At 62.5% G+C, this 22,637-nt stretch carries 25 protein-coding genes; 11 read left to right on the top strand and 14 right to left on the bottom strand.

All coding sequences use genetic code 11. The features are described 5' to 3' along the window. The first annotated feature begins 129 nt into the window (after positions 1-129). Positions 130-1,023, top strand: a complete 894-nt coding sequence (gene rpoH, locus D9M09_RS02390) for an RNA polymerase sigma factor RpoH (RefSeq protein ID WP_070222520.1) — start codon at positions 130-132, stop codon at positions 1,021-1,023. Between the two features lie 89 nt (positions 1,024-1,112). On the opposite strand, the gene D9M09_RS02385 is transcribed toward rpoH, so the two are convergent. Then, on the bottom strand, positions 1,113-1,379 hold the full coding sequence (locus D9M09_RS02385; RefSeq protein WP_070290134.1) for a hypothetical protein: 267 nt from the start codon (positions 1,377-1,379) through the stop codon (positions 1,113-1,115). A 181-nt stretch (positions 1,380-1,560) separates the two neighbouring features. Between D9M09_RS02385 and D9M09_RS02380 the strand changes: the two genes are divergently transcribed. Continuing rightward, entirely contained in the window at positions 1,561-2,013 is a 453-nt protein-coding gene (locus D9M09_RS02380; RefSeq protein WP_070222524.1) for a hypothetical protein, read from the top strand. Here the strand turns inward: D9M09_RS02380 and D9M09_RS02375 are convergent. Beyond that, positions 2,010-2,357, bottom strand: a complete 348-nt coding sequence (locus D9M09_RS02375; protein WP_070222526.1) for an antibiotic biosynthesis monooxygenase family protein — start codon at positions 2,355-2,357, stop codon at positions 2,010-2,012. The genes D9M09_RS02380 and D9M09_RS02375 overlap by 4 nt on opposite strands. Further along, positions 2,354-3,460, bottom strand: coding sequence for a cytochrome P450 (locus D9M09_RS02370; protein ID WP_121668492.1), 1,107 nt, complete (start codon positions 3,458-3,460; stop codon positions 2,354-2,356). Before D9M09_RS02370 ends, D9M09_RS02375 begins: the two co-directional genes overlap by 4 nt. 76 nt (positions 3,461-3,536) lie before the next feature. Between D9M09_RS02370 and D9M09_RS02365 the strand changes: the two genes are divergently transcribed. The 5 genes from D9M09_RS02365 (at position 3,537) to D9M09_RS29300 (ending at position 9,603) form a co-directional block, all read left to right on the top strand. Continuing rightward, a complete protein-coding gene (locus tag D9M09_RS02365) occupies positions 3,537-4,235 on the top strand; it encodes an ArsR/SmtB family transcription factor (protein WP_070312922.1) in 699 nt (232 codons plus the stop codon). Then, on the top strand, positions 4,232-4,957 hold the full coding sequence (locus D9M09_RS02360; RefSeq protein ID WP_070312923.1) for an ABC transporter ATP-binding protein: 726 nt from the start codon (positions 4,232-4,234) through the stop codon (positions 4,955-4,957). The genes D9M09_RS02365 and D9M09_RS02360 overlap by 4 nt, the downstream gene beginning before the upstream one ends. Next, entirely contained in the window at positions 4,954-7,236 is a 2,283-nt protein-coding gene (locus tag D9M09_RS02355) for a CPBP family intramembrane glutamic endopeptidase (protein WP_121668491.1), read from the top strand. Before D9M09_RS02360 ends, D9M09_RS02355 begins: the two co-directional genes overlap by 4 nt. Before the next feature lie 84 nt (positions 7,237-7,320). After that, positions 7,321-8,961, top strand: coding sequence for a patatin-like phospholipase family protein (locus tag D9M09_RS02350; protein ID WP_162995547.1), 1,641 nt, complete (start codon positions 7,321-7,323; stop codon positions 8,959-8,961). Positions 8,962-9,105: 144 nt separating this feature from the next. After that, the gene (locus D9M09_RS29300; RefSeq protein WP_070312926.1) at positions 9,106-9,603 is read left to right on the top strand and encodes a zinc ribbon domain-containing protein; all 498 of its coding nucleotides are present in this window, start codon (positions 9,106-9,108) and stop codon (positions 9,601-9,603) included. Positions 9,604-9,696: 93 nt separating this feature from the next. Here the strand turns inward: D9M09_RS29300 and D9M09_RS02340 are convergent, their stop codons facing one another. From D9M09_RS02340 to D9M09_RS02320, 5 genes are all read right to left on the bottom strand, one after another. Continuing rightward, complete coding sequence (locus D9M09_RS02340; RefSeq protein ID WP_034784905.1) at positions 9,697-9,915, bottom strand: hypothetical protein; 219 nt, start codon at positions 9,913-9,915, stop codon at positions 9,697-9,699. 80 nt (positions 9,916-9,995) lie between these two features. Beyond that, the gene (locus D9M09_RS02335) at positions 9,996-10,577 is read right to left on the bottom strand and encodes a TerD family protein (protein ID WP_070222539.1); all 582 of its coding nucleotides are present in this window, start codon (positions 10,575-10,577) and stop codon (positions 9,996-9,998) included. Positions 10,578-10,616: 39 nt separating this feature from the next. Then, positions 10,617-11,312 (bottom strand): TIGR00266 family protein, encoded by a 696-nt coding sequence (locus D9M09_RS02330; protein WP_070222541.1) that lies wholly within the window; start codon positions 11,310-11,312, stop codon positions 10,617-10,619. 72 nt (positions 11,313-11,384) lie between these two features. Continuing rightward, a complete protein-coding gene (locus D9M09_RS02325; RefSeq protein WP_070222543.1) occupies positions 11,385-11,960 on the bottom strand; it encodes a TerD family protein in 576 nt (191 codons plus the stop codon). Positions 11,961-12,091: 131 nt separating this feature from the next. Continuing rightward, positions 12,092-13,165, bottom strand: coding sequence for a DUF475 domain-containing protein (locus D9M09_RS02320; RefSeq protein ID WP_099409825.1), 1,074 nt, complete (start codon positions 13,163-13,165; stop codon positions 12,092-12,094). Between the two features lie 115 nt (positions 13,166-13,280). Here D9M09_RS02320 and nhaR point away from each other — a divergent pair, with 115 nt between their 5' ends. The 3 genes from nhaR (at position 13,281) to D9M09_RS02305 (ending at position 17,114) form a co-directional block, all read left to right on the top strand. Next, positions 13,281-14,195, top strand: coding sequence for a transcriptional activator NhaR (nhaR, locus tag D9M09_RS02315; protein ID WP_070222547.1), 915 nt, complete (start codon positions 13,281-13,283; stop codon positions 14,193-14,195). 124 nt (positions 14,196-14,319) lie between these two features. Further along, positions 14,320-15,654 carry an MFS transporter gene (locus tag D9M09_RS02310; RefSeq protein ID WP_121668490.1) on the top strand — a complete coding sequence of 445 codons (1,335 nt, stop codon included), beginning with the start codon at positions 14,320-14,322 and terminating at the stop codon, positions 15,652-15,654. Positions 15,655-15,773: 119 nt separating this feature from the next. Further along, on the top strand, positions 15,774-17,114 hold the full coding sequence (locus tag D9M09_RS02305) for a hemolysin family protein (RefSeq protein ID WP_070222551.1): 1,341 nt from the start codon (positions 15,774-15,776) through the stop codon (positions 17,112-17,114). On the opposite strand, the gene D9M09_RS02300 is transcribed toward D9M09_RS02305, so the two are convergent. From D9M09_RS02300 to D9M09_RS02275, 6 genes are read right to left on the bottom strand one after another with little or no spacing between them, the layout of a single operon-like run. Then, a complete protein-coding gene (locus tag D9M09_RS02300) occupies positions 17,115-18,191 on the bottom strand; it encodes an AI-2E family transporter (RefSeq protein WP_070222553.1) in 1,077 nt (358 codons plus the stop codon). 42 nt (positions 18,192-18,233) lie between these two features. Continuing rightward, a complete protein-coding gene (locus tag D9M09_RS02295; protein ID WP_121668489.1) occupies positions 18,234-18,827 on the bottom strand; it encodes an SCO family protein in 594 nt (197 codons plus the stop codon). After that, the gene (cyoE, locus tag D9M09_RS02290) at positions 18,824-19,723 is read right to left on the bottom strand and encodes a heme o synthase (RefSeq protein ID WP_070290106.1); all 900 of its coding nucleotides are present in this window, start codon (positions 19,721-19,723) and stop codon (positions 18,824-18,826) included. Before cyoE ends, D9M09_RS02295 begins: the two co-directional genes overlap by 4 nt. Next, complete coding sequence (locus D9M09_RS02285; protein WP_121668488.1) at positions 19,724-20,899, bottom strand: COX15/CtaA family protein; 1,176 nt, start codon at positions 20,897-20,899, stop codon at positions 19,724-19,726. An 18-nt stretch (positions 20,900-20,917) separates the two neighbouring features. Beyond that, positions 20,918-21,547, bottom strand: a complete 630-nt coding sequence (locus D9M09_RS02280) for an SCO family protein (RefSeq protein WP_121668487.1) — start codon at positions 21,545-21,547, stop codon at positions 20,918-20,920. Beyond that, positions 21,528-22,274 carry an SURF1 family protein gene (locus D9M09_RS02275; RefSeq protein ID WP_121668486.1) on the bottom strand — a complete coding sequence of 249 codons (747 nt, stop codon included), beginning with the start codon at positions 22,272-22,274 and terminating at the stop codon, positions 21,528-21,530. The genes D9M09_RS02280 and D9M09_RS02275 overlap by 20 nt, the downstream gene beginning before the upstream one ends. A gap of 36 nt (positions 22,275-22,310) precedes the next feature. On the opposite strand from D9M09_RS02275, the gene D9M09_RS02270 reads away from it, so the two are divergent. Continuing rightward, on the top strand, positions 22,311-22,511 hold the full coding sequence (locus D9M09_RS02270) for a twin transmembrane helix small protein (protein WP_121668485.1): 201 nt from the start codon (positions 22,311-22,313) through the stop codon (positions 22,509-22,511). The last annotated feature ends 126 nt before the right edge of the window (positions 22,512-22,637 follow it).

The following is a 22,637-nucleotide window of genomic DNA, read 5'->3' as shown; positions in this document are numbered from 1 at the left end:
CCAGATGAAGATGGTGCCGCGATCTGCAAAGTGCAAGACCGAATACGCAAAACAGAACAGACAATCGGGCCACATCGTGTGATGTGGCCAACTGGAACAAAGCAAGACTACGAGGGAGAAAACATGACTATGATGTCCGCAACATCCGCATTGGTTCCGACCAAAAGTAATGCGCTGGGCCTCGGGTTCACTGGCAATCTGGGCAATATCGACGCCTATATCTCGGCCGTGAACCGTCTGCCCATGTTGACCCACGACGAAGAAATTTCGCTGGCGAAACGCCTGCGCGAAAAAAATGACCTGGCCGCCGCGCAAGAGCTGGTGCTGTCGCACCTGCGCCTGGTGGTCTCGATTGCCCGCGGCTATCTGGGCTATGGCTTGCCGCACGCCGACCTGATTCAGGAAGGCAATATCGGCTTGATGAAAGCCGTGAAACGTTTCGATCCGGACCAGGGCGTGCGCCTGGTGTCGTACGCCATGCACTGGGTGAAAGCCGAGATGCATGAGTACATCCTGAAAAACTGGCGCCTGGTCAAGGTCGCGACGACGAAGGCACAGCGCAAGCTGTTCTTCAATCTGCGCAGCCACAAGACGGGCCTCGATGCGATGACGCCGAAGCAGATCGATGCGCTGGCCAAGCTGCTCGACGTGAAGCGCGAAGAAGTGATCGAAATGGAAACGCGCTTGAGCGGCCGCGACATCGCGCTGGAGTCGCCGACCGACGATGAAGACGACAAGTTTTCGCCGATCGCCTATCTGTCGTCGGAGCAAAGCGAGCCGACCAAGGTGCTGGAAGCGGAACAAGTGACGCGCCTGCAATCGGAAGGCCTGGAAACGGCATTGTCGAAGCTGGACGCCCGTTCGCGCCGCATCATCGAAGCGCGCTGGCTGGCCAACGACGACGGCTCCGGTGCCACCTTGCACGCGCTGGCGGAAGAGTTCGGCGTATCGGCCGAGCGCATCCGCCAGATCGAAGTGGCGGCGCTGAAGAAAATGAAGGGCGCCCTGGCGGCCTACGTGTAATCGAAAGCAATGCCGCAATGCAAAAGGCGCCGCAAGGCGCCTTTTAGTTTTATAAATGATATTTATCAACAGATAAACATTGTCAGCCCTTATGCTGCAGCCAAGCCCTTGGTGATCAGCTCGGCGACCAATTCATTCAGATCCGCGCCGCGCTCCTTGGCCAGGGTCTGCAATTGCAACACCAGATCGCTGTTCAGCTTGACGGCGAACGGCACCAGGCCCAGCGCCTGATCGCGCTTGCGCTGCTCGCGGCGGTCGACGACCACCGCTTCCTTACCGAATGCACCGGCGCCGGGAACATTCATCTTTCCCATCAGTTTCTTGGCATCGCTTTTGGCCAGGTCGGTTTTTTTCATGGTTGTTTCCTGATTTTCAAAACAGCCATTCTACGCAGTAATCGGCGCGCCGCGTGGCCGACGCGTCAATTCATCGGCAGCGCGCCAATAGTGCGCCAGAAAAATATCATTTTGTTATTATCATTTTCATCCCACGCGTGGACGCCACGCCGGCCGGGACGCTCCACCTGAAAGGAAAAACATGCACTATCTACATCAATCGTACCGAACGTGGTTGTTACCCCTGTTCATCGCCTGCCTGGCCGTGCTGGCGGGCTGCGGCGCGGCTGGCAGCGCCGGCGACGCGGAAAACACGCCGCGCAGCGTCACCCACGTGCTCTCGCCGGGCGAACAGGTCGCCATCACGGCCACCGATACCCTGAAACTCGAGCGCGTCAACGACAGCCGCTGCCGCAAGGGCGCCGTGTGCGTGTGGAAAGGCTACGTCAGCTACAGTTTCAGTTTGCTCAACAGCGCGGGCGCCACCGATATCGTCTTGTCCGAGTCCATGCCCGGCGCCGCCAGCTCCGTGACCGTCAACCACCTGACGTTCACCCTGCTCGACGTCGACCCGGCCACGCCGCCCGCCCTGGACGCGGCCGCGCCCACCTACCGGGTCAAGGTCAAGATTACGCAGGGCGCGCTGCCCCGCTAAATACCGTGGCGGCGCTGGCTGTCGGCAGGCGCCTGCTGGCGCTCCAGCATGCCGTAATCGCGCACCACGCCGGCGATGCGCAACCGGTAGTCGTCGAACACACCGTGCCTGCCCGCCGATTGCGCCGCGCGGTGCGCTTCCAGCTGCCGCCACTGCGCCAGTGCCGCTTCGTCGCGAAAGAAAGACAGCGACAGCAGTTTGCCAGGCTCGCTCAGGCTGCTGAAGCGCTCGATGGAAATGAATCCATCGACTTCAGCGAGCAAGGGACGCAGCGCGGCGGCCAGGTCCAGATACTGCTGGCGTCCTTCGGCGCTGGGCCAGACTTCGAAAATCACGGCAATCATGCTCTTTCTCCAGTGTTGAAAACGGGGATGCGGGCGTTCAGCGAAGGCCGGTACGACCAGGCCAGCGGCATGTCTTCCAGCCCGTCGGCCCATGCCTGCAGGCATGCCGTGGCAATCGTCTGTGCGATGGACTGGCCCGGACAGGCGTGGCGGCCATGGCCAAAACCCGACTCCGCCTGGCCGGCGCTGGCCAGCACGACGACGATCGTCTGCCCGGCCGGTATGCACACGCCGGGCAATTCCACGGCATCGGCCGTGTAGCGGCGCGTGTTATGGATGGCGGGGTCATGCCGGCTGACCTCGCGCAGCAAAGCCGGCCATCGCTGGGGTGCGGCGCGCAGTTGCGCGAACAACTGCGGCTGCGTGCACAAAGCGACCGTGGCATTGCCCAGCAGACCTGCCGTGGCGTCACACGTCTGCGACAGCAAGCCCACGAGGTTGGCCAGCACGCCGCCAGACGCCTGCCAGCCGACGGCATACGCCCCGGTCACGATGTCGTGCAGCAAGCTGCCGGGCAAGGCATCCGCCTCGCGCAGCAATACGGTAAAACCGTGCAGCAAGGCATTGGCCGCTTGCTGCGCGCCGGCCAGTTGTTCTCCATTGCTCAGCGGCGACAAACAGGCGACAAAGTCGCGCGTCCAGGCGGCCAGCGCCGGCCATTGCGCTGGCGCAAAGCCCAGCAAGTCCGCCATGGCGAACAGGGGCAGCTCAACAATCGCCTCGTTCAGCTGCGCGGCGCTGCCGGGAACGCGGTCGCCGGCAAACTGCATCACCCGTCCGTGCAGGCGCGCCAGGTCCACCTGGCCCAGCGCGCGCGCCAGCACCTGTTTCGGCACGGCATGCCGCTCGCCGTCGTTCATGCGCACCAGTTCGGCAAAGATGGCGCCGCACGGCGTGCCTGCCAGCGTATCCGGTACCGGCTGGCCTGCCGGGCGCACGCGGCAGGCGGGATGCTCGAGGACGGCCTGTACGCCAACGGCTCCCGTTGCCAGCCAGCAATCGAGCGACGTCTCGAAACGCAGCGGCGGGCCGTCCGCCAGGCGGCGATAGTAGTCATACGGCGCCGCGTGGGTGACGGCGGAAAAAGGGTCGGCGAGCGGCATGCGCATTCCATTGCAGTGAGGTGGGGACACGAGTATGCTGCCCCTTCCACCACAACACTTCGCCCACGGACGAATCATGGATGACAAACTTCCCTCGGCCGACATGGGCCTGGCGCAACTGGCCGGCGCCATCGCCGAACCGGCCCGCGCGCGCATGCTGTGCAGCCTGCTCGATGGCCATGCGCGCACGGCCACGGAATTGTCCACCTTGGCCGAGGTAGGCGCCTCGACGGCCAGCGCCCATCTGGCGCGCTTGCGCGACGACGGTTTGCTGTCGATGCTGGCGCAGGGCAAGCACCGCTACTACCGTCTGGCCAGTACGGAGGTGGCGCGGGCGCTGGAAGCGCTGCTGGTGGTGGCCGGCGTGCCCGCAACGCCGTTTACACCCTCCACGCCGGACCGCTTGCGCCATGCGCGCACCTGCTACGACCACATGGCCGGCACGGTCGCCGTCGCCATGCACGACCAGTTGCACGCGCAAGGCTGGCTGCTCGACGATGGCGGCGAAGGCGAATATTGCCTGTCGGAAGCGGGCGCGGCCGGCATGGCGGCGCTGGGCATCGACGTGCCGCAATTGCAGCGCCAGCGCCGCCGCTTCGCCTGTGCCTGCCTGGACTGGAGCGAACGGCGCGCCCATTTGGGCGGGGCGCTGGGGGCGGCCCTGCTGCAGCTGGCCCTGCGCCGGCGCTGGGCCGAGCGCGAACTCGACAGCCGTGCCCTGCGCCTCACGCCCGATGGCGAGCGGCGCCTGCTGGCCGCGCTGGGTGCGCCATGATCAGCTTCGAAGGTTTGTCCAAACACTACGGCACCTTCGAGGCCGTCAAGCCGCTGACCTTACAAGTGGGCAAAGGAGAGGTCTTCGGCTTCCTGGGCCCGAATGGGGCCGGTAAAACCACCACCATCCGCATGCTGATGGGCATCCTCGTGCCCAGCAGCGGGCGCGTGCTGATCGATGGCCTCGATTGCCACCGCGATGGCGCCGCCGTCAAGCGCAAGGTGGGCTACCTGCCCGACAATCCCATCTTCTACGATTATTTGCGGGGACGTGAAATCCTGCAATTCGTGGCCGAAATGCATGGCTATCCACGTGCCGAGGCGGCCACGCGCACGGCGCGTCTGCTGACGGAATTCGGCCTGGACGAGGCGAGCGAGGATTTCGCCGTCAATTATTCGCTGGGCATGAAGAAAAAGCTGGGCCTGGCGTGCGCGCTGATCCACGATCCCGCCGTGCTGATCCTCGATGAACCGATCAACGGCCTCGACCCGCGTGCGTCGCGCGACGTGCAGGAACGCCTGCTGCGCATCGCCGCGGCCGGCACCACCATTTTTGTGTCCACGCATTTGCTCGACATGGCGCAAAAACTGTGCAGCCGGGTTGCCATCATCCACCGTGGCGCCCTGGTCGCCACGGGCAGCCTGGACGAGATCCGCCAGCAGCTGTCCAGCGACGGCAGCCTGGAAGACCTCTTTTTACAACTCACCGACGACACCGCATGACACCGGCGCCACCCACCGCCTGGCGCGCCGTCTGGCTGCTGACCCGATTGCGCCTGCAGCGCCTGCTCAACGTCAGCGGCAAGGGCTTGGCGTTCCATCGGGGAGGCAAGAGCCGGCCCGCCACGCCAGGAAAGAAACGAGGACGCTGGCTGCTGGGCGCGCTGCTGGTCTTGCCCATGCTATTTGCCTCCGGCAATATCGCCCGCCACAACCTGCTGAACATGCATTGCCTGCTCGACCAGGTGGCCGTTTGCCAGGCCAAGGGCAGCCTGCAGGCAGGCGAGCGCGTGATGGCGCCCGTCATCGCCCACTTGATCGAGCAACCGTTCAGTGCGGCACTGGCGGGCGCCCTGACCTTGCAATTGGCGCTGCTGTGGCTGGTGAGCCTGCTGCTGCCGCTGGGCATGGGAGAACTGTCGAAGCCGGACTGGGACCTGGAATGGCTGGTCACCCTGCCCGTCGACAAGGGCACCCTGCTGTGGGCGCGCGTGCTCGAACGCACGCTGGTCAACCCGCTCGGCCTGCTGGTGCTGTGGCCCGGCACCACCATGATCGCCTGGTATTCGGGCCAGGGCTGGTTTTCGCCGCTGTCGGGGCTGTTTGCCTGCCTGCTCCTGCTGGCCCTGGCAGCCATGTTGCGTACCCTGATCGACACGGGCTTGCGCCTGTCGCTCAGTCCTGCGCAGCTGCGCAACTTGCAGGCCCTGCTGTCGGTGGCCGGCCTGTTTCCCATGTATATGGGCATGTCGTTCGGCATGGGCACGGGCGGCTTTGCCCACGCGTGGGCGGCGGCCATGCCGGCCTGGACCGGCTGGACGGCGCCGGGCCTGCTGGTGAGTTTGCTCAATGCCCGAGGTGCGGCAGCGGCCTTGCCGGCCGTGCTGCTGCTGGCGCAATGCCTGTGCTTGATGCTGCTGGGCATGGCCCTGCTGCGCCGCCAGCTGCGCCACGGCGTGGTGGGCGCGGGCCAGCGCGAGGCCGGCCGCAAGCGCTCCCCTGCGAACCAGTCCGCTGGCAAGTGGCGCGCCCGCCCCGGCACGGTGATCCAGCGCCGCGAGCTGACCTTGCTGCTGCGCGACCGCAATTTTCTCGTGCAAACCCTGTTGCTGCCTTTACTGATCCTCGGTGGCCAGGCCCTGTTCTCGGGCCAGGCGCGCGACCTGCACGAGCTGCTTTCCAGCCCCGTCTTGCTGGCCTCTACCGGCTTTTTCCTCGGCACTTATGTGCTGATGATGTCGGCCTTCCAGACCCTCAACAAGGAAGGCGGCGCGCTGTGGCTGCTGTACACGTTTCCCGTCGCCGTCGACCAGGCGCTGCGGCAAAAAGCCCAGCTGTGGGCCGCGCTGGCCCTGCTCTACCCCTTGATCCTGTTCGGCGCGGCGCTGGCCTGGCAAGACGCCTGGCGGTGGGACATGGCGGGTTTGATGCTGCTGGCCCTGGCCGGCATCCCCCTGTACTCGGCGATCGCCGTGGCGCTGGGCGTGTTTGCCAGCGATCCGCTGGCCACCGAGGCGGCGGTAAAGATACGGCCCGCCTACACGTATCTATACCTGCTGCTGACCGGCCTGTACATCGCCGCGCTGGCGGCCGGCAGCCTGGCGCAGCAACTGGTGTTTGTCGTGCTGACGGCGGCGCTGGCCGTGGCCCTGTGGCAAAAAGCACGCGATGCGCTGCCCTACCTGCTCGACCCGTCCGCCTCGCCGCCGGCCAGGGTGACGGCGGCCGACGGCCTGATCGCCGCCATGCTGTTTTTTATTCTGCAAATCCTGCTGTTGATCCTGCTCAAGGACAAGGTGGCTGGCGTGCTCACGTATGTGCTGCTGCGCCTGGTCTACTGGCGCAGCAAGACGGCCGGCGTGCCGCGCATGGCACGAGGCCGGCACCCCTGGCGCTGGGGTACGGCAGGCGCGGCCGTATCGGCTCTCTGCGGCATCGCCTGCACGCTCGTGTTGCAAGCACCTGCGGCGGCAGCGGGCGGCAGTTCGTGGGACAGCCTGTGGCTGCTGGCCCTGGGCGTGCTGGCCGCGCCCCTGTGCGAGGAATTCATTTTCCGCGGCTTGCTGCAGGGCGGCTTGCGCCGTTCGCTGCCGGCCTGGCAGGCCATCGGCACCGGCGCCGCGCTGTTTGCCATGATGCATCCGCCCTCCGCCATGCTGCCTGCCTTCGTGCTGGGCCTGTGCGCGGGCCTCGCGTACGAACGCAGCGGCGCGCTGCTGGCGCCCATGCTGGTACACGCGGGCTACAACGCCGCCCTCCTCGCATATCAGCTGCATGCTTAATCACCGGCAAGTTTGCTAGAATCGCACACGTTTCCGTCCGTATCCCAACCAATGACTACGCACAGATCACGCATGAAGCCACGCTTGTTCGCACCATTTATCCTCGCCGCGCTGCTGAGCGGCTGCACGGTACTCGCCCTACGCCCCAACAGCGGCGTGGAAAACCGCACGTTCACCGTGCAGGAAGCCCCGCGCCTGCGCATCGACGCGCCCAAGGCGCGCATCCAGAACCCGATGCCCAACGACCACTTCATCGGCATCGCCCTGTCCGGCGGAGGCAGCCGCGCAGCCAATTTCTCGGCCGCCTCGCTGGAGCAGCTGGAGCAGTTCGGTCTCGTCAGCGGCGCCTCGGCCATCTCCGGCGTGTCCGGCGGCGCCATCGCGGGCGGCTACTATGCCTTGCATGGCAAGCAGACGGATTGGCCTTTGCTGCGCAGCAAGCTGAAAACGGATTTCTTCGGCCAGACCATTTTGAAACCGGCCAACCTGACGACGATGTTGTTGACGAACAAGACGCGCACGTCCTTCCTGTCCGACGTGTTCGACGATGTGCTGTACGACAAGAAAACCTACGAGGACTTGCCGCACGACGGCCCCATCTTCCTGGCCAACGCGACGGATGCCACCGATGGCGGCAAGCGCGTGGTGTTTTCTTATGAGTATTTTTACGGCACCCTGCATTCGCCGATCCAGGATATCCGCCTGGCCACGGCCGTGGCCACCTCGGCCGCCTTTCCCGGCGTGTTCGATTCCGTCACCTTCGAGCGTTTCCGTCCGAAAAATACGTTCGTGCCGGAACTCGGTTCCGAGTCGCGCGAATCGCCGTCGTATGTCCACCTGTTCGACGGCGGCGCGGCCGACAATCTGGGCGTGGAAACCCTGTGGGACGTGGCCCTGACGCAACTCTACGGCAACGACATGGCCGTCGTGCCGCCGCGCCTGAACAGCAAGCCCTTCATCCTCATTTCCATCGACGCCAACGCGCCCAATTCCAGCGCCGTCTTCGAAAAGATGTCGGACGAGCGCCAGCCGCTGGACCGCATCTTCAACAAGAATATCTACGATGCCGTCGATGCCCTGTTTTCACGCCAGCGCAAGGAAAACCTCGTCAAGATGGGCTTTGGGCAAGCCCGCTTCGATACCATCACGCATGAAAACTTTGGCGACCTGAGCCAGAAATTCGTCAAGAGCAAGCGCACCTCGGCCTTTGCCATTCCCGTGCTGTGCCGTCCCCACCTGGGCCAGTACCGCTGCGAAGTCGATGCGGCCGATCCCCTGCCCGGCCAGATCCGCACGCGGCTCGAAGGCTTTGCCTGGCATATTTCCATCGACCAGATCGCCTCGCTGGCGCTGCGCCTGTCCAGCGGCGACGCCCAAGTCGACATTGCCCGCAAGGAAGAGCGCGCCGCCCTCGTCAAGCTGCAACGCCTGGCCACGCAGACGAAAACCCATCTGAAACTGACGGGGCCGGAAAACTGCAGCCCGGACGTCTTGCAATCGGCGCTGTACAGCGCCGCGCGCGTGCTGATCCTCGACGACGAGGAATCGCGCTTCGCCCTGTGCGACTACATGCTGGCGGGCAAACTGATCAATGACGACACGGTCTGCAAGCAGCGCTACGTGCACGCCGTGCCCCGCTTCGCCATCGAGAGCGAAGATTTGCAATACCGCAACTTGAGTTCGGACGGCAATTCCGTGAACGTGCCGATACGCTGCAAGAAGTGAGCTGCCTGGCACGACAAGGGTAACTCTTGATTGTAATCAAGACAGCCATGACGTCGACGAAGAAGAATGCACTGTACGGCTGTTGCGGGGGATAAACCCATGCACCGCAGCCGCCTGGTCACCATTCATCGTGAAGGATAGCCCATGTTTTGCACGGCATGCGGGACGCAGCAAGCGGAAGGCAAGACGCACTTTTGCGCCAACTGTGGCGCGCGCAGTGACGCCGCCGAGGCACTGCCTGCCGGTGTGGCTGGCTGGAGCTGGGGTGCTTTCCTGCTGAACTGGATATGGGCGATCGGCAACCGCACGTGGATAGGCTTACTCGCACTGATCCCCTACGTTGGCATCGGGGTTGCCATCTGGCTGGGCATCAAAGGCCGTGAGATGGCCTGGAAAAATGGAGAATGGCAAAGTGTTGAACACTTCAACCTGGTACAACGAAAGTGGTCGCAATGGGGCATCGGTCTTACGCTAGTCCTCGGCGTGATCAGCCTGTTGCTGTCTTTCGCCTTACTCGTATCGTGGTCGAAAGACATGAAGCGCGTTGACGCCAGCACCGTCGACACCCTGCTGGCGGCAGCGGAAACGTCCTCGCAAGAGGCCGCACAAGCGGCAATATGCCCAGCCGAAAGCGATGAGTAGCGCCTCGCACGCGCACAAAAAAGCCCGCACGATCGCTCGTACGGGCTTTAGCGCAAGGATTCCTGGCGCCCGGTTGATTTAGATCAATCGACCTTAAATCAAGCGACTACGCCTGCGCATGTAGCTGCGGCTTAACGCACCTTCCAGTTCCTGCTCCGTTTTATGCTGGTTCACCGTGTACAGGGCCCACAGGGCCGCCGGCGCCCAGCCGATCACAGTGCACTGCAAGATCAAGGCGGCGGCACCGGCCAGCGGGCGCCCCAGCATGAAAAACGTGAGACACGGAAGTAGCAAGGCTATCAGCAATCGCATCACGACATACTCTCCTTCAAAATAGAGCAGCGGACAAGGGCCGGTATCCGGTCCGTCCCCCGCCCGCTGCGTACTGCTCCTTATAGATGCACTGAAATTTGGGGCATCAGGTCGTCAAACGTGCGACCGTTGCCGTTTTCTCCGATGGCGTGCATCTTCCATTCGCCGTTATGGCGGTACAGCTTGGCCATGATCTGTGCCGTGTGGGAACCTTGCACAGACAGGTTGAAACGCGCGACTTCCTGGTTATTGCTGGCATTCAAGATGCGGCAATAGGCGTTTTCCACCTGCGAGAAGTTCTGGCCAGTAAAGCTGTTGACGGTGAAGACCAGGCTTTTCACGTGCGCCGGCACCTTCGACAGATCGACATTGATCTGTTCGTCGTCGCCATCGCCCGCGCCCGTGCGGTTGTCGCCCGTGTGGACAATGCTGCCGTCCTTGCTTTTCAGCTGGCGGAACCAGACGATGTCGGACGTGCCCTTGTTTTCATCGAACATGATGCACGAGGCGTCCAGGTCGACGGCTTCCGTCTTCGAACCGAAACCGAGGAAACCCTTGGTCTTGGCCGCATCCCAGCCCAGGCCCATGGTGATACGGGTCAGGGTGGTACCAGCTTCTTTGTCCAGAGAAATCTTCTGGCCCTTGCTCAAATTGACAGACATACGCATAGCTCCTGTTTGCTTGGTTACATCAAATATTAGTTACGCCGGCTTGCTTTGCGTCCAGGCGAGGAAGGCCGCGCGGTTGCGCGAGCACACGAGGATTTTTCCCGTGCCTGAAAACTTCAGCACCATGCCTTCGCCGCTGGTCTGGCTATTGATCAAATTGCCCAGAAAGCCGCCGCTGCTGCCGGTCGTGATGGAAATTTCGTATTGCAGGCGGTTGTCCCAGCATACGACGTGCGAATTGTCGATCACCACGTCCTTGCCAGGCGTCACTTCCAGTTCCGACATCGCGCCAAAACCGGACACCGCCAACTGGCCGCTGCCTGCCGTCTCGGTGATGAAAAAACCACCGCTCTGGGCAAACAGCGCATTGCCAAGGCTTTGCGTGCGCACCTTCAATTCCACGCCAGACGTGGCAGCCACGAAGGCGCCGTCGCTGATCATGTATTGCTGGGCGCCAACCTCGAGCACCCGCATCGCGCCGGGCAAGGTGGGCGACAGCAGACAGTCGCCGTCGCCGCGCATTGCCTCGATATGCTGCTGAAAGAACGATTCCCCGTTGGCAAAGGTGCGCATCAGCGCCGCACCTATGCCGCCGGTCATCTTGCCTTTCAGCTCAAGATTGGTTTCCATCATCACCATCGCATCGGATTCGCAATAAATCTTCTCGCCCTTGGCCAGCGACACATGCAGAAACGGGTCGACGTCCCCTGTTACATTAAAAACCGGCATTAACTGTTCCTTCCTCAACGATGATGGTGATGGCGGCGGCCCGCGCTGCGGACCGCCTTGATTATTTACAACTTATACGCCGACGCCGAACGATGCTGCGAGTGGGCCCAGACCGCCTTTATATCCCTGGCCGATGGCCTTGAATTTCCAATCGCCGCCATTGCGGTAGATTTCGCCGAAGACCATGGCCGTTTCCGCCGAACCGTCTTCCGACAGGTCGAAGCGGGCGATTTCCGTGTTGCCGTTGGCGTTGACGCAACGCACGTACGCTTTCGATACCATACCAAAGTTTTGCTTGCGCGCTTCGGCATCGTGAATCGTCACGCAGACGGCGATCTTGTCGATCTCGGCTGGCACCGTGGCCAGGTCGACGACTACGGTTTCATCGTCGCCATCGCCGGCGCCCGTGGTGTTGTCGCCCGAGTGGGTGACGGAACCGTCGCTCGACTTCAGGTTGTTATAGAAAATCATGTCGACGTCGGCGCGAACCTTGCCGTCGGCCTTCAACAGGAATACGGAACCGTCGATGTCGAACGCGGCGCCGTCGGTGGCGCGGGCATCCCAGCCCAGGCCGATGATCATCTTCGAAATGCCGGGGGCTTCCTTGCTCAGGTTGACGTTGCCGCCTTTTTGCAGACTGATTGCCATGATGTATTTCTCCTATGTGGGTTGTATATGATCAAACACCTGGCGTCCTCCACCGGCCTGACTCCCCAGGCCGGCGGCGACGCTTGCTGCAACTTGCCGACAAACGGGTGTAGTCGTTTGCCGCGCATTCTTTACACTGCCTTGACCGCTTCCAGCGCTTCCGTCCGGCCTTCTTCGAGGGCCATCCTGCGCTTGTAGCGGATCGACGACCACAGCGAGGCGAGAATGAAGGCCACCCCAATCAGACCCGTGAAAATCTCGGGAATGTGGAACTTCATGCTGACCAACATGATCACGGCCAGGATACCGATCGCATAGTGCGCGCCGTGCTCCAGATAAACGAACTCGTCGAGCGTGCCCTTGCGCACCAGGAACACCGTCATCGAACGCACGAACATCGCGCCGATTGCCAGGCCCAGCATGATGATCACGACATCCTTGGTGATGGCAAACGCGCCGATCACGCCGTCAAAGCTGAACGAGGCGTCGAGCACTTCCAGGTACAGGAAGCCGCCAATACCGCCGCGCTTGATGATATCGCCCATGTTGCCGTCGCCGTTATCGCCTTCCAGCAAGCCGCTGATCACATCGACGCCCACGTAGGTCAGGATGCCCCACAGGCCGGCCGTCAGGACCACCAGCTTCTGGCCTTCTTCGATCATCGACAGGCTGGCCATCAGGGTACCGAGCGCGATCATCACGGAAATCGACGAGATCTTGCCCAGCGCACCCAATTTTTCTTCAATACGGCCCAGCCAGTGCGTTTCTTTTTCCGAGTCCAGCAGGAAGTTCAGGAAGACCAGCAGCAGGAAAATGCCGCCGAATGCCGCCACTTCCGCGTGGTGATTCGTCAGGTGCATCGAATACTGTTCCGGATTGCTCAGTGCCAGATTCCATACTTCCATCAAGCCCAGGTCCGCCGCTTGCGCCACGATGACCAGCGGGAACAGCAGACGCATGCCGAAGACGGCGATGATGATGCCCACGCCCAGGAACAGGTTTTGCCAGAATTTGTCCCAGTTCTTCAGCACCGAGGCATTGACCACCGCGTTGTCGAACGACAGCGAGACTTCCATCACGCCCAGGATCACCGCGATACCGAGCGCCGCCAGCATCGTCTGCACGCCACCGTGCGTGTAACCCCACCAGGCGGAAATGCCCAGGCAGATAAATGTCACTAGAAATGACACTCTGAAATGCTTCATCGATAGTTCCCCGTTATCTAGATTTAATGAAACATAGTATAGGGACATGTCACACATTTAAAAATAGAAGATAATGGAAGTATTACTTCGTAAAAACAGAAGATAGGATATCGCGATGAAAACCACGGGCTTCAATTACCGCCATTTGTACTTTTTTTGGGTCGTCGCCAAGGAAGGCGGCGTGACGCGCGCGGCCGAACGGCTGGGATTGGCCGTGCAAACCATCAGCACCCAGCTGGCCCTGCTGGAAAAGGAACTGGGCCGCTCCCTGCTGCAGCCGCAGGGACGCCGCCTGGTGCCGACGGAAGCGGGCCGGCTGGCGCTCGGCTATGCGGACCAGATTTTTTTGCTGGGCGAGCAGATGCAGGATGCGCTGGCCGATACGGACGCGGAAAAGATGCGTTTGACGGTGGGCATTTCCGATTCCCTGCCGAAACTGATGGCCTACCGCATGCTGGACGCCACGCGCAGCCTGGACCAGCCCGTCAAGCTCGTGTGCCTGGAAGACGAATTTGAATCCTTGCTGGCCGACCTGGCCCTGCACAAGCTGGACCTGGTGTTGACGGACCGCGCCGTGCCCGCCGGCGCCAGCCTGCGCGTGTCCAGCCACCTGTGGGGCGAAAGCGCCATGAAACTGTTCGGCATCCCCGCGCTGGCCGCACAATACCGCGACAACTTCCCGCACAGCCTGCATGGCGCGCCATTCCTGCTGCCGGCGCGCAATAACGCCTTGCGCGGGCGCATCGATGAATGGATGGTGCAGCAAGGCGTGCGGCCCGATGTGGTCGGTGAATTCGAGGACAACGCCATGCTCAACGCGTTTGGCCGCAAGGGCCTGGGCCTGTTCTTCGCCCCGGCCAGCCTGGCGGCCGATATCGAGGAGCAATTCGGCGCCGTGCTGGTCGGCGACGCCTCATCCCTGCGCGAACAGTTTTATGTCATTTCAAACGAACGCAAGATCATGCACCCGGCACTCGATGTCATCCTGGCCGCCATCCAGGGCCAGCCAAAGATTCACAAGGAAAGCTGATAAATCCATTCGAAAATAACGTTTGAATAATCAATCAAAAGCGATTGTAATAAAGCCTGAGACAAACACGCGCCCCTCCCTCGCCGGCAGGGCGCGATCACCATAAAAAAACAGGAGCATCACCATGTCCACGGCAGGCAAGACGATCGATATTCCCGATCTCATCAATAACAACAGGATCGGCTCCTTCCAGATCGGCATGCTGATCCTGTGCGGGCTGTGCGTCATCATGGATGGCTTCGACGTGCAGGCGATGGGCTATGTGGCGCCCGCCATCATTGCCGACTGGCATGTCAGCAAGGCCAACCTGGGTCCCGTGTTTGGCGCGGGCTTGCTGGGCATGCTGGTCGGTTCGCTCGTCTTCAGCATCACGGCCGACAAGTTCGGCCGCCGCCCCGTGCTGATCGGCTCGACCATCTTCTTTTCGCTGTGCATGCTGGTCACGCCGCTGGCAACAAACATCGAGCAATTGCAGCTGATACGCTTCATTACCGGGCTGGGCCTGGGCGCCGTGATGCCGAACGCCATGGCGCTGGCCGGCGAATACAGTCCGCTGCGCAAGAAAGTCACCCTGATGATGCTCGTCTCGTGCGGCTTTACCCTGGGCGCCGTGCTGGGCGGATTATTGTCCGCCGCGCTGATTCCCGCCTTCGGCTGGCAATCCGTGTTTTACGTGGGCGGCGTGGTGCCGCTGGTGATCGGCGTGCTGATGTTCTTCCTGCTGCCCGAGTCGATGCAATTCCTGGTGCTCAAGAAACGCAAGCTCGACAAGGTGGCGCAGTGGCTCAAGCGCATCGACCCCACCGTCAACATCACGGCCGACACGCAATACGTCGTGCATGAAAAGGAACACAAGGGCGCACCCGTGCTGCAATTGTTTACGGGCGGCCGCGCGAAGATGACGATTTTGTTGTGGGTCATCAATTTCATGAACTTGCTGAACTTGTATTTCCTGTCCAACTGGCTGCCGACGATTGCCAAGGAAGCGGGCCTGTCGACGGCCAACGCCGTGCTGGCCGGCACGGCCCTGCAAGTGGGCGGCACCATCGGCACCCTCGTCATGGGCCAGCTGATCGACCGCTCCAGCTTCCGCCGCATCCTGCTGCCGTGCTTTTTGGTCGCTGCCGTGGCAATTGCCCTGATCGGCCGTCCCGACGTGTCGCTGGCCTTCCTGTTCATCACGATCTTCATCGCCGGTTTCTGCGTGGTGGGCGGCCAGCCAGCCGTCAACGCCTTGGCGGCCAGCTACTACCCGACCACCCTGCGCTCGACGGGCATCGGCTGGAGCCTGGGCGTGGGCCGCATCGGTTCCATCATCGGCCCCGTGCTCGGCGGCGAGCTGATCCGCCTGAACTGGCCCAACAGCACGATCTTCCTCGTCGTCGCCATCCCCGCCATCGTCTCGGCCGTCATGGTGTTTGCCATGCGCGGCGGACCGCAAACGGCGGCCAAAGGCTGAAAAGCGCGAAAAACCCGCCGCGCGCGCCCGCCTGCACGGGCGGGGCGCGCGGCTAAATTAGGCTATGGCGGCCTTCGTCGTTTAAGATGACGTTTTAACAGCCCATCTTTTGCGCCCCCATGCACAATGTCTTGCTAGTCCTGCTCGCCCTCTTCCTGGTCGCGCTGAACGGTTTTTTTGTTGCCGCCGAGTTTGGCATCGTCACCTTGCGGCGCACGCGCATCCGCGCCATCGCCAAGACACAGGGACTACGGGGCCGCATCCTGGCCAAGGTGCATGGCCAGCTGGACGCCTACCTGTCCGCCTGCCAGCTGGGCATCACGCTGGCCTCGCTGGGCCTGGGCTGGGTCGGCGAACCGGCGTTTGCCGGCTTGCTCGAGCCGCTGTTCGGCGCCATCGGCGTCACCTCGCAAGAGCTGATCCACGGCATCTCCTTTGTCCTCGCCTTCAGCGTGATTTCCTTCCTGCATATCGTCGTGGGCGAACTGGCGCCCAAATCGATGGCTATCCGCAACCCGGAAGCCGTCGGCCTGTGGAGCGCGATTCCCCTGTACGGCTTTTACTGGACCATGTATCCCGCCATCTACCTGCTCAACGCCAGCGCCAACTGGGTGCTGCGCCTGGCGGGCCTGTCCGGCAAGGGCGGCCACGATGCCCACTATTCGTCCGAAGAATTGAAACTGATCCTGCGCACCAGCCAGCCCGGCGAAAAGTTTACGCGCGACGAGCGCAACATCCTGGCGCAGTCGCTCGATTTCGAACAAATGACGGTATCGGACCTGATGCGCCCGATCAATGAAGTGATCGCCCTGCACGCGTCGAGCACCTTGGAAGAAAACCTCGACACGGTGCTGCGCAACCGCTTCAGCCGCTACCCGTATTTCGACACGAATGAAGACGACGTGTTGGGCGTGGTACACCTCAAGGATCTGTTCTTTGCCCAGCAGGCGGGCAAACCGATCACCTCGCTCACGCCGTTTTTGCGTCCCGTGGACATCATTTCCGCGCGCACGCCGGCCCTGGAACTGTTCCGGCGCTTTCGCGACGGCGCGCCCCACTTCGCCCTGATCGGCGAAAAGGGCAAGCGCCCGCTGGGTTTCATCACCCTCGATAACTTGCTCGGTGCCATGGTCGGTGAAATCCGCGACGAATTCCGCCGCAATGAAAACGACTGGCTCAAGCAAAGCGACGGCACCCTGATCGGCAAGGCCAGCCTGCCCATCTTCTCGCTCGAACGCATCCTCGGCATCGATATCGAAAACGAGGAACTGGGGCTGGACGACGTGGAATCGGTGGGCGGCTTGATCATGGTCAAGCTGGGAGACATTCCGAAGCAGGGCCAGCGCATCACCTTTGTCGACTTCGACATCGTCGTCAAGAAGATGAACGGGCCCCGCATCGTGCTGATCAAGGTGATTCCGAAGCAGGAACGCGATCTCGATGCGGACTTGCGCGACTGATTACTTCTTCAACGTAATCGTATCCTTGCCCTGCGGCACGGTGGTTTCGCCCACCGTCCACGTTTGCAGCAGGCTGTACAGCACGGCCAGCAGGGTCGGGCCGATAAAGATGCCGACGAAGCCGAAGGCCAGCACGCCGCCCAGCACGCCCAGCAGCACCAGCAAAAACGGCAGGCTGCTGCCGCGGCTGATCAGCATGGGTTTGACCACGTTGTCCACGCCGCTGATCAGCAGCGCGCCCCACACCAGCATGAAAATGCCCCAGCCCGTCTGGCCGTCTGAAAACAGCCAGATGGCGGCACCGCCCCAGATCAGAGGCGGACCCACGGGGATCAGCGAAAAAATGAAGGTGGCAACGCCCAGCAGCGCGACGGCCGGCACGCCGGCGATCAGGAAGCCCACCACGGCCACCAGCGCTTGCGCCAGCGCCGTGCCCAGCAAGCCATACATGACGCCGCGCACGGTGCGGCTGATGGTCAAACCCACGCCGGGCGCGCTGTCGCCGATGATGCGGCCGGCGCCCGTCATCAAGGCACGGCTCAGCTGCTGGCCGTCGCGGTAGAGGAAGAAGCTGACGAACACGGCCAGGCTGGTCTGCGCCAGGCCCGTGCCCAGCAGGATGCCGCCGGAAGCGAGGAAATGGCGCGCCGGCTCCAGCATCGTCTTGCCCAAATTCAATAATTCCTCGCGATCGGCGAGCAGGCGCTCCACGTAGCCGGCGATGGTTTCGCCCACCACGGGAATGCTGGCCAGCCAGGCGGGCGGATGCAGGCCGCCCGTTTCCAGCGCCGTACGCAACTGTTCATAGATGCGCGAGACGTTATCGGCCAGGTTGTAGGTGACGAGGGCCAGCGGCAGCACGATGACCAGGAGCAATGACAAGGTCATGATGGCGGCCGCCCAGTTGCGCCGGCCTTTCAGGCGGTCGAGCAGCAGCAGGTACAGGGGCCAGCTGGAAATGCCCACGCAAGCGGCAAACAGCATGGCGGCCAGGAAGGGCCGCAAGACGAAAAAGCAGCCGATCAACAAGAAGATGATGGCTGCCAGGCGGGCGTGCGGCTCGAAACGTTTATCCATGTACTGCATATCCTGAAGATGGCGCCCGGGGGCGCGACCGGATCAGGATAGCAGAAGTTTAAGATCGTGCGCGATGGCGGCAGGCTTTTCGCCGTGGCGCACGAACACGCGGATCTTGCCTTCGCGGTCGAACACATAGGTGCCCGCCGTGTGGTCGACCGTGTAGCTGCTGTCCGTTTCGCCTTCGACCTTGGCGTAATACACCTTGAATTCCTTGGCCACCTTGGCCGTCGCGGCCGCATCGCCATACAGGCCCACGAAGCGCTTGTCGAAGGCGGGCACGTATTGCGCCAGCAATTGCTGCGTGTCGCGCTCGGGGTCGACGGTAACGAACAGCACCTGCACTTGGTCCGCCTGCGGACCCATTTCCTTCATCACCTGCGCCATGTCGGCCATGGTCGTGGGGCAGACGTCCGGGCATTGCGTGTAGCCGAAGAACATCAGCACCAGCTTGCCCTTGTAGTCGGCCAGGGTGCGCGGCTGGCCCGTGTGGTCCGTCAGCGCGAATTCGCGCGCGTAGCCCAGGCCCGTCACGTCCGTGTTCTTGAATGCCAGCTTCGGTGCGGCAGGCTTGCCGCAGCCGGCGAGGACGACGGCCAGCGCGGCCGCCAGCAACAGAGTCAGGTATTTTTTCATGTGCCGAGGGGAATGTAGTGATCGACCAGCAAGGCCGCGAACAGCAATGCCAGGTAGATGATGGAAAAAGTAAACGCTTTGCGCGCGATCAAGTCCGTGTAGTGGCGGTACATCTTCCAGGCGTAATACAGGAAGCCGGCATTGAGCAGCACGGCCGAGGCCAGGTAGATCAGACCGCTCATGCGCACGGCGTACGGCAGCAAGGTGGTGGCGGCCAGCGCGATCGAGTACAGCCACACGTGGAATTGCGTGAATTGCATGCCGTGCGTGACGGGCAGCATGGGCAGGCCCGAGCGCGCGTAATCGTCGCGCCGGTACATGGCCAGCGCCCAGAAGTGCGGCGGCGTCCAGACGAAAATGATCAGGACCAGCAGCCACGCCTGCATCGGCACGTCGTTGGCGACGGCCGCCCAGCCCAGCGCGGGCGGCATGGCGCCGGACAGGCCGCCGATGACGATGTTTTGCGGCGTGGCGGGTTTGAGCACCATGGTGTAGATCAGCGCATAGCCGACAAACGTGACAAAGGTCAGCCACATGGTCAGCGGATTGACGAGGTGATACAAAATCGCCATGCCCAGGCCGCCGATCACGAGCGCGAACACCACCGTCTGTTTCACCGTGATGTCGCCCATGGCCATCGGACGGCGCGCCGTGCGGGCCATGCGCGCATCGATCTCGCGCTCGGCCAGGCAATTGACGGCAAACGCGGCGCCGGCCAGCAGCCAGATGCCGATGGTGCCGAACACCACCGCATGCCAGTCAGGCAACTCCTCGCTGGCCAGGAACATGCCGATGACGGCGCAAAATACGGCCAGCTGCGTCACGCGGGGCTTGGTCAGCGCCCAGTACTGGGCGATGCGGGGAGATGGTTTACGGCTGATGGTCTGAGTAGTCATTTATGCGGTACGGGAAGAACTGGCTGGTGCCGAGGGCACTGGCGCGGCGGCGCAAGCGCGCTGAACATTGCGCGCTACATCGAGTTGGAATTTAGCCTTGTAGTTTAACATGGTCAGCAACAACACGAGCAGCGCCGCCCCGCCGTTATGCAGCACGGCAATCGACAATGGCCAGCTCAGGTAGATGGTCGCCAGGCCCGTGGCCGCCTGCAGGGCCAGCACCAGCGCCACCCAGCGGGCCGTGCCGCGCAAGGATGGCAATTTCCACGCCCGCCACACGGTATAGCCGATGCCGGCCAGCACGATGAAGGCGAAGTTGCGGTGCACCCAGTGGATGGCCGTCAGCGCGGAAAACGGCAAATAGTGGCCGGCGGCCGTCTTGCCCAGTTCGCGCCACAGGTGGAAACCATGCTCGAAATCCATCTCCGGAATCACCTTGCCGCCGCACAGGGGGAAATCCGTGCAGGCCAGGGTGGCGTAGTTGGTGCTCACCCAGCCACCGAGCGCGATCTGCACCGTCAAGAGCACGAGCGACATGACAGCCAGCGCGCGCACGGGGCGCAGCACGGCAGCGTCCGCATCGGCGCGCAGCAGGGGTTTGACGGCATGATCCTGGCGCCCGCCCAGCCACGTCAGCATGGCCAGCAAGCCCATGCCCAGCAGCAAGTGGATGGTGACGATCACCGGTTGCAGCTTCAAGGTGACAGTCCAGGCGCCGAACGCGCCTTGCAGGCAGACGAACAGGAACAGCGCCGTCGGCAGCGCGGGGGCGAATTCCTCGCGCTTGCTCTTTCTCCACTGGCGCCACGCCTGCACCATCATCGCCACGATCAAGACGCCGATGGCCATGGCCAGGTAGCGGTGCGTCATTTCGATCCACGCTTTCACTACCGTGACGGGGCCCGTCGGCATCAGGGTTTCCGCCGCCACGATATGTTCGTGCGCCAGGAAAGGATTGGCAGAACCATAACAACCAGGCCAGTCAGGGCAGCCCAGGCCGGAATCGGACAGGCGTGTAAAACCGCCGAACATGATCAGGTCGACCGTCAGGAAGACGGCGATCCACACGAGCTTGCGGTATTTATTGGCGTCCGCGGACACCCACACCATGCTCAAAGGCAGCAGCGCCACCAGCAGACCCGTCAAGCCCAGCTGGGCCAGCGCGGAGAGATGCATCGTCGGCATGCGTTCCCCTTAACCGATCGCCGAAGCTTTGAGCAGCTTGGCGATGTCTTTCTTGATCTTGTTCGGGTCCGCGTCTTTCGGGAAGCGCATCATCAGGTTGCCCAGCGGATCGATCAAATATAAGTGGTCGCTGGTCTTGCCGCCCGGCTCCACGGGCAGCCACGCCTTTAAGGCGTCATTATTCACGCGCAGCATGCTGGTGCCGTCGAATTCCCGCATCACGAGCGTGTCAAGCGGCTGAGCGTCCGTCACCAGCCACACCCGCTCGAGGCGTTCACGTTCCTTGCCCTGCATCAAACGCAGTTGTTGCATGTCAAACAATTGCTTCTTGCATGCTTCCTGGCAATCGGACGGCCCCGTCTGCAGCAGCACCCACTTGCCCTTGAACTGGGCCAGCGGCGCGGGCTTGCCGTCCAGTTCCGTCACCTGCAGCTGGGCTTCCGGTATCGGGTGCAAGCGCGGGTCGATCAGGGCGCCGTAGTTGTTGCGGCCCGTGGGCTTGATGATGTAATACGTGAAATACGAGGCGATGATGGGAAAGGCGCACACGGCCACCACGGCCAATAGTTTCCACCGTCCCGTGTTTTGCAGCTGCTTGTTGCCGTTGTCTTGCGTTGCTTCAGGGCTGTTTGTTTGCACGTCGAAATCCTGTAAAGACAAAAAATAAAAAAGCCATCAGTGCCAGTGCATACCACTGGAAAGCATAGCCGCGGTGCTTGTCGGCGCCCAGGTCGGGCGCCGGCCAGTCGCGCACGGGAAGCTGGCCGGATGCTGGCGGATCACCTGGGTCGACTGTTTGTTCGAGGATAAAGGGCTGCAGGGCCAGGCCGCTGGCCCGGGCCAGCTGGTCCATATCGGCATTTTGCACGATGGCGCGCGGCGCCAGGGCCGGCGTCGTGCCCAGTTCCATCACATGGCCCGCGTTCAGGCGCGCGATGCCGGTGATCGTCACCGTACCCGTGGGCGTGGCGTAGTCGGGAATGCGCGTGCGCTCGGCATTGTTGCGCGGCAACCAGCCCTGCGCCACCAGTACGTGCATGGGGGAACCGTCTATTTGAAATGGCGTGAGCACGTGGAAACCGGCCTGGCCCTTGTAGGGGCGGTTGTCCAGGTAGACCGTCCAGGCGGGCACGAAATGGCCCGTGACGGTGACGCGGCGAAACTCGATCGCTTGCGCATCGGCCGGCAGCAGCGGCGCGGCCGTCAAGGCCAGCGGCGCGGCCTGGTTGCCGGCCTCGAGCCGGGCGGCACGGGCGACTTTCTCGTCGGCACGGCGCTGCTGCCACTGCGCCAGAGAGACACCCAGGGCCACCAGTAGCAGCATTACAACAAATGGAATCCATCTAAAATGGAAGCGGATACGCATTACAATGAAACCTCCTCAAGCCTGGCGCTACCATCCATGAAAATCCTCGTTGCCGTCGCCTTCATCCTGATCCTGGGCAGCCTGGGCTCGGCCCTGTTCTTCCTCATGCGCGACAAGGGCAAGAGCAACCGCACCGTGCAGGCGCTGGCCCTGCGCGTGGGCTTGTCGATCACCCTGTTTTTGCTGATCCTGCTGGCGCATCATCTGGGTTACATCCAGCCGACGGGCATACATTAACGGCTGGGGTCAGACCCGACGGGTCTGACCCCGTTGCCAACGACGTTGCTTGCTTAGCAAAATTCTTCACACTAAGAAAAAAGCCGTACCCAGGATGTCCCGGTACGGCTTTTTTTTATGGTGCCG

This window comes from Janthinobacterium agaricidamnosum, assembly GCF_003667705.1.
Taxonomy (GTDB): domain Bacteria; phylum Pseudomonadota; class Gammaproteobacteria; order Burkholderiales; family Burkholderiaceae_D; genus Janthinobacterium.
Note: the sequence above shows the minus strand (reverse complement) of the source record. Positions and strands in the feature narration are given on the sequence as shown.